The organism is Yersinia sp. 2540 StPb PI, from assembly GCF_052217165.1.
GTDB lineage: Bacteria > Pseudomonadota > Gammaproteobacteria > Enterobacterales > Enterobacteriaceae > Yersinia > Yersinia enterocolitica_E.
In genome coordinates this window covers 1103080-1120271 of sequence record NZ_JAZGQC010000001.1, presented here as the reverse complement: position 1 = coordinate 1120271, position 17192 = coordinate 1103080, and the positions used below count along the sequence as shown (strand labels likewise).

Sequence of the window (17192 nt, the reverse complement as noted above, 5' to 3'; positions counted from 1 at the left end):
TCATGGTTTTAATAATCAGTTGATTCATCTAATAACCAAAAAACATTATGGTCTCAACGAACCATTGCCAAAGGTTCTTGCGATATTATTGTGGATGATTATTTTTTACCTTATCAGTTGGCTGATACGACATAATCTGCGAGGCAGTATGGGTGTCAAGGGTTGTTGTTATAATGCCTGTGTGGAAAGCTTTTTTACCATCTGAAAGTGGACTGTATTCACGTTGAACGGTTTAGCAGTCAAGAAGCGATGAAAATAACGGTATTTGATTATATTGAACGAGATTATAATTTCTGGGGAGCAAGTCAGGCTATTACGCAGCGACCAGCGGATTAAAAATGGTATAGAAGAAACAGCACTGATGGCGTTGGATAAGTTCGCTGACATCTTGGATGAGAAAGACCCACAAATTGGCGTCCCACTGAGAAAATATCAATATATTCTTCAGTTATCCATCTGAAATTCGCAAGGTTATTTATACGACTAATGCCATCGAATCCCTGAACAACGTGATCCGGCAGGCGATTAAGAAACGTAAAGTTTTCCCGACAGACGACTCGATAGGAAGGTTATTTATCTGTCGACCCAGTCAGCGTCGAAAAAATGCAATATGACGATACAGAACTTGCGGCTAGCAATGAGTCGTTTTATTATCGAGTTCGGTGATCATCTAAACGATCACTTTTAGTAAGTGGGCAGTTACACAGAATTGCGGACAGGCTCTTAATTCTATTTACCTCCGTACTCTATATCTATCCATTTCTTATATTCTTCGTGAAATGGTACCTGTAGGTCATCTATTTTCTTAATAGCTTCATTTATAGGCGCCGTATCTATCCCAGCAAATCGATACCCAGCATATAGTCGCATTATCAGACATGTGAAAGCATCAGAGATATGTCTACTCAAATGAGCCAAATGTATAGCGGATCGATGCTCATGTTCTCTACTACCTCTTTCAATCGGTAATGCTACCCCTAAATAATCGGCATGTAGAACATGGCTTGATACAGAGTACCCATATGATAACCCACTGAACCCATGAAATAGTTTTTCGCTACGGGTCAAGCTTCCTATAATACTAGTAAACCCCCATCGCGTTTCAAGAGATCTGCGATAACTTTTCTCGTACGTTTCATTAATCCTTTTTCTTTCCTCATCAGCAAGCAAACGTTTCCGCAAAGGGAGCCACTGTTCATCATCAAGGTTAGGCAGGATGCTTAATAGCTCTAAAACCTTATTATCATCCTTGAGTAGGGATATCTCGTATTGAGCTGTTGAGTATTCATTAAACCTATCTTTAAATGTTTCTCTAGATTCAAGAAGAAATACAAATTTTAACGATGCTTCAATGATAGCCCTTTGCATCATTTCTGCGTCCCAAAGCTGCCCATACGAGGTCAATAAAAATAGACTTTCTGTGGACCTTGCTGATGCAGCAAGTAAAAAACCAATCGTACTTTGCTCTTCCTTGGTCCATTGGTCAAATAAAGCAACCGGAGTCATTAAGGGTAGGAGTTCTCTCATTAATAACAATGAATCTTTTGACCAATCAGATTGAATAGCGAATAACTCATCCGTATACATAACATCCCCTGCTTCAGAATACGTGTCTAACGACTTTTTATCTTACCAAAATCAAACGGACTCACCCCCTTCTCCCGATTAGCATCCAGATAGTCTGCCCACCACTGAATCATCAATCTGCGCTCATCTAAGTGCTCGGCCTTATGAATATAAGCCGCACGCACAGAGTTACGCTCCTGATGGCTCATCTGTCGTTCTACTGCATCCCTCGACCACAATCCCGACTCAATCAATGAACTACAGGCCATGGTTCTAAAACCATGCCCACAAACTTCCGTTTTCGTGTCATATCCCATAACCCGCAGGGCTTTGTTTACCGTGTTTTCACTCATTGGTTTGCGTGGGTCATGATCACCGATAAAGATCAACTCACGATTTCCACTCATGTTTTTGATCTTTTCCAGAATGGCGAGAGCCTGGCGGGATAAGGGGACAAGATGGGGAGTGCGCATCTTTGAGCCACGGTGCGAATGTTTAACACCTTCCAGTGGTTCACGTTCTCCGGGAATGGTCCACATGGCGGTCTCAAAATCTACTTCTGACCAACGGGCAAAGCGTAATTCACTGGAACGGATAAAGACCAATAAAGTCAATTCTACCGCTAGTCGAGTGAGTGGCCTGCCACTGTAGTAGTCGATGCGATGAAGCAACTCTGAAACACGGTTTAACTCGAGTGCAGCACGGTGCTTTCTTTTACCGGTAGCAACAGCGCCCGCCATCTCCTGCGCGGGGTTGTAATCAATTAAACCGCTTTGAACGGCATAGCGCATTATCGCTGTGGTTCGTTGTTGCAGGCGGGAAGCCACCTCAAGACGCCCAGACATCTCTACGGCCTTAATGGGAGGTAAAAGATCACGGGTTCCGAGGTCTGTGATATTCCGTTTGCCTATGGATTGAAAGAGATTGTCCTCTAAGCTTTTGAGCACTCGAGCACTGTGAGCTTCTGACCATTGACGATTACTGGCATGCCACTCTCTGGCTACCACTTCAAAAGTTATCGCTTCTTGCTCCTGCTCTACCTTAACGGCTTTCTTGCTCTCACTTGGGTCCACACCATTAGCTAACTGCTTACGAGCTTCATCACGTCGCGCCCTGGCATCAGCCAGTGATATTTCAGGGTACTTCCCCAACGCTAACATCTTTTCTTTACCGCCAAAGCGATAACGTAGCCGCCAATATTTGGAACCATTAGGATGAACCAGTAACACCATACCTTCGCCGTCAGTAAGCTTATAGGCTTTTACTTCTGGCTTGGCCGTACGAACCTTCACATCACTCAGAGCCATGATGAGTATCCTTTCAAGGGTTCTGTGTGGGTACAAATATTATCGAACCGGGATATACCCGCATTTGTACCCGCATCAGTAAGTTGATGTAGATTGAATCAGGTTGACTTATGTTGACTGAAAAAGCGAGAGGAGCCTTGCGGGGACTGGATTTTAGACATAAAAAAAGACCTCAGTTGAGGTCTATTTACATACTAATGGTGCCGAAGGCCGGAATCGAACCGGCATGCCTCGCGGCGGTTGATTTTGAGTCAACTGCGTCTACCGATTTCGCCACTTCGGCACTGAAGTAGTATGCGGAGAACGAGGTGAATTATACCTAGCAATGATCTGCATGCAACTGTTATCCCACCAAGTTTAGTCTAAGTGTCGAAAAAAACGCCATCAACGCCGTTTTAGCAGCAAATAAACACTGATTAGGAGGAAAAGTATACTCGGCAACAGTGCACCAATGACCGGTGGAATGCTGTAAACCAAACTAAGTGGACCAAAAATCTGATCCAGTACGTAGAAAACAAAGCCGAAGAAGATACCGGTAACCACCCGAACCCCCATCGGTACACTACGTAATGGGCCAAAAATAAATGACAACGCCATTAGCATCATTACCGCGACTGAGAATGGTGCGAATATCTTGCCCCACATGTTCAACTCGTAACGGCTCGATTCCTGCCCACTTTGCCGCAGGTACTTACTGTAATCGTATAAACCACGAATGGAGAGCGAGTCGGGATTCATCGCAACCACCCCCAGTTTCTCTGGGGTCAGATTGGTTTTCCACTCGCCAGTCAAGGTCTGAGAACCAGTCACTTGCTTAGGATTGGTAAGATCAGATTCATCAACCTGCGATAAACGCCAAATATTGTCGTCATAAGTGGCTGTTGCGGCGTAACGCACCGAAAGCAGGCGATCTTGTTTATCAAAATGATAAATGTTAACCCCGGTCAGTTCATTGTCACCCGATACCCGCTGGATATAGATAAAGTCAGAACCGTCTTTCGCCCACAGACCCGATTGCGTTGATAAGAGTGAACCGCCATACATCTGCTGAGCGCGGAAATTACGCGCCATCTGCTCACCTTGAGGCGCAACCCACTCGCCGATCGCCATTGTCAACAATACCAGCGGAATCGCGGTTTTCATCACCGACGCAGCGATTTGCATGCGGGTAAAACCTGATGCCTGCATCACCACCAGTTCACTGCGAGTCGCTAATGACCCAAGACCCAGCAATGCGCCTAATAGCGCCGCCATCGGGAAAAAGATCTCAATATCCTTAGGGATACTCAGTAGGGTGTACATGCCAGCGGAAACTGCTGAGTAGTCACCCTGCCCGACTTTACGTAGCTGATCGACAAACTTGATGATGCCAGAGAGCGATACCAGCATGAATAACGTCATCAAAATGGTATTGAGGATAGTCCGTCCGATATAACGGTCTAATACACCAAACATCAGGCAGCACCTCTCAATCGCGCACGTAACTTACGAGCCGGCAGGCCATCCCACAGGTTCAATACCACCGCAACCGCCAGATATGCACCGTTTACGGTCCACATCCAGACAAGTGGGTCCAGCTTGCCGTTACCTGCATTAGAGCGCAGGGAGCTTTGTAACAGGAAGAAAATCAAATACAGCAACATTGCCGGCAACATGCTCAGCACTCGCCCCTGACGTGGATTGACAACACTCAGTGGCACCACCAACAACGCCATGATAATCACCGATACAATCAGTGTCAGACGCCAATGAAACTCTGCGCGGGCATCGGGTTCATTTGCACGCCATAGCTGTTTCATGCTCATCTGTTCAGCCACATTGTTGTTTTGTTGCACTTCCTGATGGCCGATTATTGCTTGGTAATCAACAAAATCAGTGATGCGGAAATCGCGCAACAACGCGGTGCCTTCATAGCGGGTACCTTTGTTTAAAATAACCACTTGTGAGCCATCTGGCCGTTCGGTCATATGGCCGCTATCTGCCACAACCACAGAGGGGCGTTGATTACCGTTTGGCCGCAATTGTGCCAAAAATACACGGTTAAACTCTTTGCCTGTCACATTACCGATAAATAAGGCTGAATTGCCATCGGTTGAAGACTTAAACTGCCCACCGGCCAAAGCGGCCAGGCTTGGGTTAGCGCGGGCGTCGTTCAATACTTCATCTTGATGTTTAGAAGACCACGGACCAAGCCAGATGGTATTAACCGCCGCCAGAGCAGAAGTCACCAGCGCCAGAATCAATGCAGCCATTATGAGGGATTTTTTGCCCATGCCGCAGGCATGCATCACGGTGATTTCACTCTCCGTGTACAATTTGCCCAACGTCATCAGCAGGCCAAGGAATAAGCTCAATGGCAGGATAAGTTGTGCCATTTCCGGCACACCGAGCCCCAAAAGGGATAAAACCAGGTTTGTCGGTATTTCACCATCGACCGCAGCGCCTAATATCCGTACTAACTTCTGACTAAAGAAGATTAATAGCAGGATGAACAGAATCGCAATTTGGCTCTTAAGTGTTTCCCGTACCAGATATCTAATGATGATCACGCTAATACGCCTGTGAAAACTTGTCTTTTTGCAGGAAAATCGATAGTTTCATCGTTAATCCGCCATTTATTCTCATCATATGGCAACCTTCACAGCTAAAATAGTATTACAGCATCTAGCGTTTAGGTGTCCTATAGGAACATGCTTATAGTCGCCAAAACAAAACAACTTATGCCGTTAAGGTTAACACACGTCGTTAACACAACGGAGAGAGATCGTTGCGGAGCGCTACATTCTAGCGGCAGCTTCCGCCTTTGTCTTTAAGATTCAGGAGAGTGCATGGAGTTCAGTGTAAAGAGCGGCAGCCCGGAAAAACAGCGCAGTGCCTGTATTGTAGTCGGCGTTTTCGAACCTCGTCGTCTATCTCCAATTGCCGAACAACTCGACAAAATTAGTGATGGCTACATCAGCGCTTTATTGCGCCGTGGTGAACTTGAAGGCAAAGTCGGGCAGACGCTGTTACTGCACCATGTGCCGAATATTCTCTCCGAGCGCATCTTGTTAATTGGTTGTGGTAAAGAGCGTGAGCTTGATGAACGCCAGTACAAGCAAGTGATCCAGAAGACCATCAATACCCTTAATGACACCGGTTCAATGGAGGCAGTCTGCTTCCTGACTGAACTGCATGTTAAAGGCCGCAATACTTATTGGAAGGTGCGTCAGGCGGTAGAAACAGCCAAAGAAACGCTTTACACCTTCGATCAACTTAAAAGTAATAAAACCGAGCCTCGCCGCCCGTTGCGTAAAATGGTGTTCAATGTGCCAACCCGCCGCGAATTGACCAGCGGTGAGCGCGCAATACAGCACGGTCTGGCTGTGGCATCTGGTATCAAAGCCGCTAAAGACTTGGGCAATATGCCACCCAACATCTGTAACGCCGCGTATCTGGCGTCTCAGGCGCGCCAACTGGCCGATGCGTTTAGCACCAACATCATTACTCGCGTTATTGGCGAGCAACAGATGAAAGAGCTGGGAATGCACTCTTATCTGGCTGTTGGCCATGGTTCGCAGAATGAATCATTGATGTCGGTGATAGAATATAAGGGTAATCCGAACCCTGACGCTAAGCCAATTGTGCTGGTAGGCAAGGGGCTGACCTTCGACTCTGGTGGTATTTCCATCAAACCGGCCGAAGGCATGGACGAGATGAAATACGACATGTGCGGTGCAGCAACCGTTTATGGCGTGATGCGGGTGGTGGCTGAGCTGCAATTGCCGTTGAACGTAATTGGTGTATTGGCGGGTTGTGAGAATATGCCGGGTGGCCGTGCTTATCGCCCTGGTGATATTCTAACCACCATGTCCGGCCAAACAGTCGAAGTGTTGAATACCGATGCGGAAGGCCGTTTGGTACTGTGCGATGCGCTGACCTACGTTGAGCGTTTTGATCCAGAACTGGTGATTGATATCGCGACACTGACCGGCGCGTGTGTGGTGGCATTAGGGCACCACATTACCGGTTTGATGTCGAATCATAATCCATTGGCTCATGAGCTGATTGGGGCGTCCGAACAAGCCGGTGACCGTGCATGGCGCTTGCCGCTGGGTGATGAATACGCCGAGCAACTGGACTCCAATTTTGCCGATATGGCAAATATTGGTGGCCGTGCTGGTGGAGCCATTACCGCAGGCTGCTTCTTGTCGCGCTTTACCCGTAAATATAGCTGGGCGCATCTGGATATCGCTGGCACTGCATGGCGTTCAGGTAAGAACAAAGGTGCAACAGGCCGTCCGGTCGCGTTGTTGTCTCAGTTCCTGCTAAATCGTGCAGGACTAAACGGCGACGATTAATCGTTTGATATATTCCATTTGATATACACCCAAGCTCATTGGGGTTGCAGGTAGGCGGCAAACGAACTCATCCCGATGAGCTTACACAGTCAAGTGATTCGGGTGAGTGAGTGCAGCCAACACCCCTGCGGCGTCAAGGACCAAGGGTGCTGAGAACCTATGAAAAACGCCACCTTTTACCTGCTCGAACACGACACGCCCGCCGGTGAACTACGTGCTCATGAGGCGTTGGCCTGCGAAGTTGCAGCTGTCCATTGGCGGGCGGGCAAACGGGTGCTAATCGCCTGTGAAAGTCAGGAACAGGCTCAGCGGCTGGATGAAGCCCTGTGGCAACGAGCACCAGACCAATTTGTGCCACACAATCTGGCCGGTGAAGGGCCAAAATATGGCGCGCCAGTCGAACTTGCCTGGCCGGAACGGCGCGGTAATTCACCCCGCGACCTGCTTATCAGCCTGCTGCCAGAGTTCGCAGGTTTTGCCACCGCTTTCCATGAAGTGGTAGACTTCGTCCCTTACGAAGAAAATTTGAAACAGTTGGCGCGCGACCGATATAAGTCTTATCGCAGCGTCGGCTTCCACTTGACTACGGCAACGCCGCCAACTAATTGAAATAAAAAGAAAATGGAAAACACACCTTCTAATATCGACAAAACTGAGCCGTCCCTCGATAAAACATACAGCCCGCAAGAAATCGAACAGCCGCTGTATGAACACTGGGAAAAACAGGGCTATTTCAAACCGAACGGCGATACCAGTAAAGAAAGCTATTGCATCATGATCCCGCCGCCAAACGTAACCGGCAGCTTGCACATGGGCCATGCTTTCCAGCAGACGATTATGGATACCTTGATTCGCTACCAGCGCATGCAGGGGAAAAATACCCTCTGGCAGGCGGGTACCGACCATGCCGGTATCGCAACCCAAATGGTGGTTGAGCGTAAGATTGCCGCAGAAGAAGGCAAAACCCGCCACGATTATGGCCGCGATGCGTTTATCGATAAAATCTGGCAGTGGAAAGGCGAGTCCGGCGGCACCATCACTCGCCAGATGCGCCGTCTGGGTAACTCCGTGGATTGGGAACGTGAGCGTTTCACCATGGACGATGGCCTGTCTAATGCGGTTAAAGAAGTGTTTGTTCGCCTGCACCAAGAAGATCTGATTTACCGTGGCAAGCGCCTGGTGAATTGGGATCCAAAACTACGCACCGCTATTTCTGATCTGGAAGTAGAAAACCGCGAATCCAAAGGTTCCATGTGGCATCTGCGTTATCCGCTAGCCGATGGTGCCAAAACCGCCGAAGGTAAAGATTATCTGGTGGTCGCCACCACTCGCCCGGAAACCGTATTGGGTGATACCGGTGTTGCAGTGAACCCGGAAGATCCGCGCTATAAAGATCTGATCGGTAAAGAAGTTTACCTGCCGTTAGTTGGCCGCCGTATTCCGATCCTCGGTGATGAACACGCCGATATGGAAAAAGGCACCGGTTGCGTGAAAATCACCCCAGCGCACGACTTTAATGACTATGAAGTAGGTAAACGTCACGCCCTGCCGATGATCAACATTCTGACTTTCGACGGTGATATCCGTGCTGAAGCTGAAGTGTTTGATACTAACGGTGAAGCTACCGATGCTTGCAGCGGTGCAATCCCAGAACAATTCCAGGGTCTGGAACGTTTTGCTGCCCGTAAAGCTGTCGTCGCTGAATTTGATAAACTTGGCCTGCTGGAAGAGGTTAAACCGCACGACCTGACGGTGCCTTATGGCGACCGTGGCGGCGTGGTTATCGAGCCGATGCTGACCGACCAATGGTATGTACGCACAGCACCGCTGGCTAAAGTTGCCATTGAAGCGGTAGAAAACGGTGAAATTCAGTTCGTGCCTAAGCAGTACGAAAACATGTATTACTCATGGATGCGCGACATTCAGGATTGGTGTATCTCTCGCCAACTGTGGTGGGGCCACCGTATTCCGGCCTGGTATGACGAGCAAGGTAAAGTGTACGTCGGCCGCGATGAAGCTGAAGTGCGCCGCGAAAACAATCTGGGCGCAGACGTGGCATTGCGTCAAGACGAAGACGTGCTGGATACCTGGTTCTCATCCGGTCTGTGGACATTCTCCACATTGGGCTGGCCTGAGCAAACCGATGCGTTGAAAACCTTCCACCCGACCAGTGTTGTGGTCAGTGGTTTCGACATTATTTTCTTCTGGATTGCTCGCATGATCATGATGACCATGCACTTTATGAAAGATGAAAATGGTAAGCCGCAGGTGCCGTTTAAGACCGTCTATATGACCGGTCTTATTCGCGATGACGAAGGGCAGAAAATGTCCAAGTCGAAAGGTAACGTCATCGACCCACTGGATATGGTTGACGGTATTTCACTGGAAGAGTTGCTGGAAAAACGTACCGGTAACATGATGCAGCCACAGTTGGCGGAAAAAATCCGCAAGCGCACCGAGAAACAGTTCCCGAATGGTATTGAACCGCACGGCACTGATGCCCTGCGCTTTACGCTGGCAGCGCTGGCCTCTACCGGCCGTGATATCAACTGGGACATGAAACGCCTGGAAGGCTATCGTAACTTCTGTAATAAGCTGTGGAATGCTAGCCGTTTCGTGCTGATGAATACTGAAGGACAAGATTGCGGGCAGAACGGCGGCGAAATGGTGCTATCACTGGCTGACCGCTGGATTCTGGCGGAATTCAATCAGACCATCAAAGCCTACCGTGAAGCGATGGATACTTACCGCTTCGATCTGGCGGCGGGTATTTTGTATGAGTTTACCTGGAACCAGTTCTGTGACTGGTATCTGGAGCTGACCAAGCCGGTGATGAACAGTGGTTCTGATGCTGAACTGCGCGGTACCCGTCATACCCTGATTGAGGTTCTGGAAGCATTGCTGCGCCTGGCGCATCCAATCATTCCTTACATCACTGAAACTATCTGGCAGCGGGTTAAAACCCTGAAAGGCATCACAGCAGATACCATTATGCTACAGCCTTTCCCAGAATATGATGCCAGCCAGGTCGATGAGAAAGCCCTGAGTGATTTGGAGTGGATCAAGCAAACCATCATTGCGGTGCGTAATATCCGTGCAGAGATGAACATCGCGCCAGGTAAGCCGCTGGAAGTCATACTGCGTGGAGCCAGTGCTGAAGCTCAGCGCCGTGTGTTAGAAAACCAGAGTTTCATCCAGTCGCTGGCACGCTTGTCCTCTCTCACTCTGCTCGCTGACGGTGATAAAGGCCCGGTGTCGGTGACCAAACTGGTTGAAGGCGCAGAAGTGCTGATTCCAATGGCGGGCTTGATCGATAAAGCCACTGAGCTGGATCGCTTGGCGAAGGAAGTCGCAAAACTGGAAGCCGAGATTGAGCGTATCGAAGGCAAACTGGGTAACGAAGGCTTTGTGGCGCGCGCGCCTGAAGCGGTAGTTGCCAAAGAGCGTGAAAGAATGGCGGCCTGTGCTGAAGCCAAACAAAAGTTAATTGAGCAGCAGGCAGTCATCGCTGCTCTGTAATTAACCCGGGTCCCGACAGCCTGATAAGAACAGCGAGCTAATTATTTAGCCGCTGTTTTTTTATCATTACATTCATTCAGTGTCATACCCTAAATAATTCGAGTTGTAGGAAGGCGGCAAGCGAGAGACAAATCGGTCGGGAACCGATTTGAACAGCATTTATGCCAGCCCGCAGGATGAGGCTCATTCATCCCGATGAGCTTACTGGTAGTAAGTGATTCGGGTTATTGAGTGCAACCAACGCACATACAGCTTGAAGTATGACGGGTATAGATGGTATTACAGATTATTACTATGTTATTACCCATTGGTTTATAGAGTAATACGCCATGACCACTGCCACACCGATCCGTCTGCTGGTGCGCCCTATCACTGTCGCAGACAATCTCGCTATCGCCAATGTTATCCGTGATGTTTCGGCTGAATTCGGCTTGACCGCAGATAAAGGCTATACCGTATCTGATCCTAATCTGGATCACTTGTTTGAGCTGTATAGTCAGCCACGTAGCGCTTATTGGGTGATCGAGGTCGACGGTAATATCGCTGGCGGCGGCGGCGTAGCACCGTTGTCAGGTGGCGAAGCCGATCTGTGTGAATTGCAGAAAATGTATTTCCTGCCCATATTACGCGGTAAAGGTTTGGCAAAACAGTTAGCGTTACAAGCGTTGGCGTTTGCTCGTCAGCAGGGTTTTGGTCGCTGCTATCTGGAAACCACTGCCAGCCTGACCAGCGCCATTGGCTTATATGAGAAACTGGGTTTTGAGCATATTAACTGTTCGATGGGCAATACCGGCCATGTGGACTGCGAAGTGACGATGTTGAAAAAACTGTGATTATTCAGGGCGCATCGAGCGCCCTGATAGTATTAGCTGGAAAATGCCGCTAACACCGCTATAGCGTCAAGCACCAGGGCAATTACCCAAAGTCATTGGCGCTATAGCAAGGCAGCAAACGAGCAAATCCCGATGAGCTGACTCAAGTCAGTGATTCGGGTGAGTGAGTGCAGCTAACACCGCTATAGCGTCAAGGACGAAGGGTAATTTAGTGGCGCTTACCGTCGTCGTCTTCATCCACCAACTCTTCACCGTCGAAATCACCCTCTTCGTCATCTTCGGCGTTCGGGTCTTCGTAGTAGGTGCCCCAACCATCGTAGTTAACGCCACAGGTTTCGGCCAGTGCAATCAGTTGTTCAACCTGTGCATCAATGATTTCAGCATTTAGTGCAACTTCACTGATCACGTCACAACACATCACTAATGAGCCATCTTCCACTTCCAGCTCTTCAGCATCTGTCACTTCATAACCCAGCTTGAATGCTTCAACGGCAGCCTTCTCCAACACGTCGAACTTCTCAGCGGAAAGGTGATGTTCAATGGTGTATAGCGCATCTGGGTCACTGCCATCGTCTAGCAGTTCTTCGATGATCAGGCGGGTCTCGTCACGTTGTTCGTCCAGCATTTCGCGGTTTGCCATGCCTTTATCCTCAGTCAATGGGCTTTGTATGATGCTATTTTCCCACACCCACGCTAATGCCTCCACTATAAACGAGAAAGATTTATTGATTAGGGTTGTAATTGAATATTTATACGTATAAATTGAATTTAAATTCACATTGAAGTTCAATTAATCCCCCCAATAATTGGTGTTGTAGCCAGACAGCAAGTATGAAGGGCAAATGGAGATGAACAGATGAGTCAGTTCTATAAACGTCACTTTCTAAGGTTACTGGATTTTACCCCCATCGAGATTACGGCCCTGCTGGATCTAGCTGCTGAACTCAAGCAAGCCAAGAAATCAGGCTGTGAGCAGCAAAAATTAGCAGGTAAGAATATCGCGCTCATCTTCGAAAAAGACTCGACTCGTACCCGATGCTCTTTCGAAGTTGCCGCATATGATCAAGGTGCTCGCGTGACTTACCTCGGCCCAGGCGGGAGCCAAATTGGGCATAAAGAATCAATTAAAGATACCGCCAGAGTGCTAGGCCGCATGTATGACGGTATCCAATATCGCGGTCACGGGCAACAAATCGTTGAAACGTTGGCCGAATTTGCCGGCGTCCCGGTATGGAATGGTCTGACAAATGAATTCCATCCAACCCAGCTACTGGCTGATTTGCTGACCATGCAAGAGCATTTGCCGGGTAAGGCGCTGAGTGAAATGAAGTTTGCCTATCTTGGTGATGCGCGTAACAACATGGGTAACACCATGCTGGAAGCGGCGGCTCTGGTTGGAATGGATCTGCGCCTGGTTGCACCAAAAGCATGTTGGCCGGAGGCCAGTTTGGTGGCGGCTTGTCGAGCGCAGGCACAGAAAACGGGCGGAAAAATCACGCTGACAGAAGATATTGCCGAAGGGGTAAAAGGCGCTGATTTCCTGTACACCGATGTTTGGGTGTCAATGGGTGAGCCGAAAGAGGTGTGGCAAGAACGTGTTGCCTTACTGAAACCTTATCAGGTCAATATGGAGGTGGTAAAACTCACCGGTAACCCGCAGGTCAAATTCCTGCACTGCCTGCCTGCATTCCACGATGACCAAACTACCGTGGGCAAACAAATGGCCGAACAGTATGATTTGCCGGGGGGAATGGAGGTTACCGAAGAGGTGTTTGAATCTGCTCACAGCATCGTATTTGATCAAGCAGAAAACCGCCTGCATACCATCAAAGCAGTGATGGTCGCGACATTGGGTCAAGACTAAACATAACAGGGCCGATCATCTGATGTGTCGGCTTTTAATTATTTTCACATCTAATCAATAAGCGTTATTGGCGCAGGCAGATTGAGTGCGGACAGCGCGCAGCCAACGGAGCATACACGGAGTATGTGACGGCGGCGAGCACTGCCCGAAGCTCAAGCTGACAAGTGAAATAGCTTATTTTACAGATATCTTCACAACAGCTTTACGCACATTAGCCGGTTCCCCCACCGCACACAGTGGTTTATGCACTTCACCCGGGTAGAACACCACAAAATCACCGGTCTGCATAACAAACTGCTTCTCATCAACACCCGCCGGTAAAAAAGCGATGTCTTTGTCCGCTAACCAGTCAGTGTCCGGCTTACCGGCAGGCTGATTACTGAACGTCATCCCCTCGACGCCCGCCAAAACAATCTGAATATCCAGATACTTAGCGTGATATTCCGCACGGCGATTTTCCAGATAATCCGTGCAGTCATTGGAGATCAATACGAATAGATTATTGCCATCAATATCATGCTTACCCAATGGGGTTTCTGCGGTGATATGGCTCTTCACATACTCAATAGCTTCTTTTAATTGTGCAGGCAGATAAGGCAACAATTCCAAATGATGAATATTTCCGGTAATCATGGCTTTCCCTTTCGTGTAAATAAAATGAAATAACGTTTCATTATAACCAGTTCACTGTTCATTTAGTGGGAAGTGTTTAACATTTATTAAGCTGGAATAAAGATTGTGCTGCTGGACGAATTAATAATCATTACTTTTTTGTAAAATTTTTTTATCACTAATTGTTATAACAAATAACTGTTGAGACTTTGACCACAGACAGTAAAGCCATTATCGTGAGAAACTGCGATGAAATAGTCGAAAAAACAATAATTTCCTAGCGATGTTAACTATCTATACTTGCTATTAACGCGAAAACATTCGTGGTTGTAGCCCATTTCGGGGAGTCACAATGAAAGCTAAAATTCTGTCATTATTGGTTTTGACAGCACTATCTGGCGGTGCATTGGCAGCAACGCCACCAGATACTCTGGTCGTAGTACAATCCCTGGATGATATCGTCAGCCTTGATCCGGCTGAAAGTAATGAACTGTCGAGTATTCAAACGGTTCCAAGTCTCTACCAGCGGCTGGTACAGGCTGATCGTGATGACCCGGCAAAAGTGGTGCCGATCCTTGCTGAAAGTTGGCAAGGTGATGCCGCAGCCAAAACCCTTACCGTGAAATTACGTCCGCAGGCTGAATTTGCTTCTGGTAATCCAGTGCAGGCCGATGACGTGATTTACTCCTTTACCCGTGCGATAAAAATGAACCGTTCACCGGCTTTCATCCTTAACGTACTGGGCTGGGATGCTAGCAACATCGATCAACATCTGAAAAAGATTGATAACAAGACCGTTCAACTGAGCTGGAGCGCTGATGTCAGCCCAGCGGTTGCTCTGAATATCTTATCAACCCCAATCGCCTCAATTGTTGATAAGAAAGCCGTCAGCGCCAATGTTAAAGAAAACGACTATGGTAATGCCTGGCTGAAAATGCATTCCGCCGGTAGTGGTCCGTTCAAAATGCGGGTATATCAGCCGCACCAAGCCATCGTGCTGGATGCCAACCCGACATCTCCGGGTGATAAGCCGCTGATTAAAAATATCATTATCAAAAACGTACCGGACCCAAGTGCCCGCCGCCTGCTTATTCAGCAGGGTGATGCCGATATTGCCCGTGAATTGGGGCCAGATCAGACCGCCGCGCTGAAAACACAAGCTGGCGTTAAGGTGGTTGAGATCCCTTCAGCGGAACAAAACTATTTGGTATTCAACACCGCCAACCCTGCTAACCCACTATTGAGCAAACCTGAATTCTGGCTCGCTTCACGCTATTTGGTTGATTATGAAGGAATTACCAAAGATCTGCTGAAAGGCCAATATTTCGTGCATCAAAGTTTCCTGCCGGTCGGTTTACCAGGTGCTCTCGAAAGCAATCCATTCACCTTTGATCCGGCTAAAGCTAAAGAGATTTTGGCCAAAGCAGGCATTAAAGATGCCACATTGACACTGGATGTTGAGAACAAACCTCCGTTTATCACCATCGCTCAATCGTTACAGGCAAGTTTTGCTCAAGGTGGCGTGAAATTGGTGTTACTGCCAGCAGCAGGCAGCCAAGTGTATGGTCGAGTCCGCGCTAAACAACATCAGTCTGCTATCCGCTTGTGGATCCCGGATTACTTTGATGCGCACTCCAATGCCAGCGCCTTTGCCTATAACGACGGCAAGAGCAGCACTGTTGCCGGTTTAAACGGTTGGGTTATTCCTGAGCTGAATAAACAAACACTGGCCGCCGTCGCAGAAGCCGATCCGGCGAAACGCACTGCGCTCTATACCCAGTTGCAACAAGAGCTGCAACAGAACTCGCCTTATATCTTTATTGATCAAGCCAAAGCACAAGTTGTGCTGCGCGATAACGTAAAAGGCTACCAGCAAGGTTTGAATGCGGATATGGTCTATTATGACCGTGTCAGCAAATAGCCTATTCCCTGCGTACTTGAAGTTGCAGGGTTGTTAGCTGCGTGAACTTACCCGAATCACTTACCAGTGTAAGCTCATCGGGACTCGTTCATTTGCCGCCTACCTGTAACGCCAAGTTCTTGGGCATAGCTGGTTGATATATCGATAAATGTATCTATGAAACAGTGAGTTGCTAGTCGATGTCTGTAGCACTAAATAATACGCCGGGAACCCAATCCCGGCGTCGTCTTTGGGGGTTTTTACAGGGTTTATTTACCCTGGCCCTGACCTTATTCGGTCTGCTGGTAATTACCTTTTTCCTGTCGGCGCTGTCGCCGGTAGATAGGGTATTACAAATCGTGGGGGACCACGCCAGTGAGGCTACCTATCAACAAGTTAAACACCAACTTGGGCTGGATCAGCCATTAGCCGTGCAGTTCTGGCACTATTTGGTGCGGCTGCTGCATGGCGATCTGGGTACTGCCAGTGCCAGCGGCCAACCCGTGTTACAGGATCTGCTGACAGTTTTCCCCGCCTCGTTAGAATTGGCCACCTTGTCATTAGTGATTGGCGCAGCACTGGGGGTTATCCTCGGCTTGTTGTGCGCCCGCTGGGCAGGCAGCAAGCTGGATGCCACGATTCGCTTTATCACCTTGCTGGGTAACTCGGTACCTATCTTTTGGCTTGGCCTGCTGATGTTGCTGCTGTTTTATGCGCGCCTGCAATGGAGCCCGGGGCCCGGTCGCCTTGACGATATTTATCAATATACTGTGGAAGCGAAGACCGGATTTGCGCTGATTGACACCTGGCGCTCCAATGATACCGGTGCCTTTAGTAATGCCATCGCCCATTTAATTTTGCCGGTTTCCCTGCTTTCTTACTATGCTCTGGCCAGTATCACCCGCCTGACCCGCTCAGCCTGCTTGAGCGAGCTGAATAAAGAGTACATTACACTGGCGCGAGCGAAAGGCGCGGGTGAAATGCGAATTCTGCTGATGCATGTACTACCCAATATCCGTGGCACATTACTGACCGTGATTGCGCTGGCCTATACCAGTATGTTGGAAGGTGCGGTGTTAACCGAAACCGTTTTTGCCTGGCCGGGTATTGGCCGTTACCTGACCAGCGCACTATTTGCTGGCGATACCACCGCGATTATGGGCGGGACACTGCTGCTAGGTATCTGCTTTATTTTGATTAACAATGTGACGGATCTGCTGGTCCGCCTGCTGGATCCGAGAACGCGCTGAT

Annotated in this window: 14 protein-coding genes, 1 tRNA gene and 2 pseudogenes; 10 read left to right on the top strand and 7 right to left on the bottom strand. The window is 48.6% G+C overall.

The genetic code is table 11. The features are described from left to right. Positions 1 to 121 precede the first annotated feature (121 nt). From V1956_RS05075 to V1956_RS05065, 3 genes and pseudogenes are all read left to right on the top strand, one after another. Positions 122 to 336: pseudogene (locus V1956_RS05075) on the top strand (IS3 family transposase); the annotation flags it as partial. Then, positions 275 to 460, top strand: a complete 186-nt coding sequence (locus tag V1956_RS05070) for a hypothetical protein (protein WP_442825847.1) — start codon at positions 275 to 277, stop codon at positions 458 to 460. The pseudogene V1956_RS05075 and the gene V1956_RS05070, both read left to right, overlap by 62 nt. Continuing rightward, positions 429 to 688, top strand: a pseudogene (locus V1956_RS05065) (transposase); the annotation flags it as partial. The gene V1956_RS05070 and the pseudogene V1956_RS05065, both read left to right, overlap by 32 nt. Before the next feature lie 41 nt (positions 689 to 729). Here the strand turns inward: V1956_RS05065 and V1956_RS05060 are convergent. From V1956_RS05060 to lptF, 5 genes are all read right to left on the bottom strand, one after another. Next, positions 730 to 1587, bottom strand: coding sequence for a DUF5677 domain-containing protein (locus V1956_RS05060; protein ID WP_442824856.1), 858 nt, complete (start codon positions 1585 to 1587; stop codon positions 730 to 732). A 26-nt stretch (positions 1588 to 1613) separates the two neighbouring features. After that, a complete protein-coding gene (locus tag V1956_RS05055; RefSeq protein WP_442824855.1) occupies positions 1614 to 2873 on the bottom strand; it encodes a tyrosine-type recombinase/integrase in 1260 nt (419 codons plus the stop codon). 198 nt (positions 2874 to 3071) lie between these two features. Next, positions 3072 to 3156, bottom strand: a tRNA-Leu gene (locus V1956_RS05050). 101 nt (positions 3157 to 3257) lie between these two features. Next, the gene (gene lptG, locus V1956_RS05045) at positions 3258 to 4328 is read right to left on the bottom strand and encodes an LPS export ABC transporter permease LptG (protein WP_083160821.1); all 1071 of its coding nucleotides are present in this window, start codon (positions 4326 to 4328) and stop codon (positions 3258 to 3260) included. After that, complete coding sequence (gene lptF / locus V1956_RS05040; protein ID WP_372557874.1) at positions 4328 to 5422, bottom strand: LPS export ABC transporter permease LptF; 1095 nt, start codon at positions 5420 to 5422, stop codon at positions 4328 to 4330. Before lptF ends, lptG begins: the two co-directional genes overlap by 1 nt. 279 nt (positions 5423 to 5701) lie before the next feature. On the opposite strand from lptF, the gene pepA reads away from it, so the two are divergent. From pepA to V1956_RS05020, 4 genes are all read left to right on the top strand, one after another. Beyond that, complete coding sequence (pepA, locus tag V1956_RS05035) at positions 5702 to 7213, top strand: leucyl aminopeptidase (RefSeq protein ID WP_005186600.1); 1512 nt, start codon at positions 5702 to 5704, stop codon at positions 7211 to 7213. Positions 7214 to 7372: 159 nt separating this feature from the next. Beyond that, the gene (locus tag V1956_RS05030; protein WP_004704882.1) at positions 7373 to 7822 is read left to right on the top strand and encodes a DNA polymerase III subunit chi; all 450 of its coding nucleotides are present in this window, start codon (positions 7373 to 7375) and stop codon (positions 7820 to 7822) included. A 12-nt stretch (positions 7823 to 7834) separates the two neighbouring features. Further along, a complete protein-coding gene (locus tag V1956_RS05025) occupies positions 7835 to 10732 on the top strand; it encodes a valine--tRNA ligase (RefSeq protein WP_420072104.1) in 2898 nt (965 codons plus the stop codon). Between the two features lie 329 nt (positions 10733 to 11061). Further along, on the top strand, positions 11062 to 11565 hold the full coding sequence (locus V1956_RS05020; protein ID WP_372557872.1) for a GNAT family N-acetyltransferase: 504 nt from the start codon (positions 11062 to 11064) through the stop codon (positions 11563 to 11565). Between the two features lie 208 nt (positions 11566 to 11773). Here V1956_RS05020 and rraB read toward each other — a convergent pair whose 3' ends face one another. Next, positions 11774 to 12205, bottom strand: a complete 432-nt coding sequence (rraB, locus tag V1956_RS05015; protein ID WP_420072174.1) for a ribonuclease E inhibitor RraB — start codon at positions 12203 to 12205, stop codon at positions 11774 to 11776. Positions 12206 to 12421: 216 nt separating this feature from the next. Between rraB and argF the strand changes: the two genes are divergently transcribed. Further along, complete coding sequence (gene argF / locus V1956_RS05010) at positions 12422 to 13429, top strand: ornithine carbamoyltransferase (protein WP_372557871.1); 1008 nt, start codon at positions 12422 to 12424, stop codon at positions 13427 to 13429. Positions 13430 to 13603: 174 nt separating this feature from the next. On the opposite strand, the gene V1956_RS05005 is transcribed toward argF, so the two are convergent. Next, positions 13604 to 14062, bottom strand: coding sequence for a YhcH/YjgK/YiaL family protein (locus V1956_RS05005; RefSeq protein WP_083160830.1), 459 nt, complete (start codon positions 14060 to 14062; stop codon positions 13604 to 13606). Between the two features lie 331 nt (positions 14063 to 14393). On the opposite strand from V1956_RS05005, the gene V1956_RS05000 reads away from it, so the two are divergent. Continuing rightward, on the top strand, positions 14394 to 15962 hold the full coding sequence (locus tag V1956_RS05000) for an ABC transporter substrate-binding protein (RefSeq protein ID WP_372557870.1): 1569 nt from the start codon (positions 14394 to 14396) through the stop codon (positions 15960 to 15962). 179 nt (positions 15963 to 16141) lie between these two features. Next, positions 16142 to 17191 carry an ABC transporter permease gene (locus V1956_RS04995; RefSeq protein WP_372557869.1) on the top strand — a complete coding sequence of 350 codons (1050 nt, stop codon included), beginning with the start codon at positions 16142 to 16144 and terminating at the stop codon, positions 17189 to 17191. Position 17192: the final 1 nt, after the last annotated feature.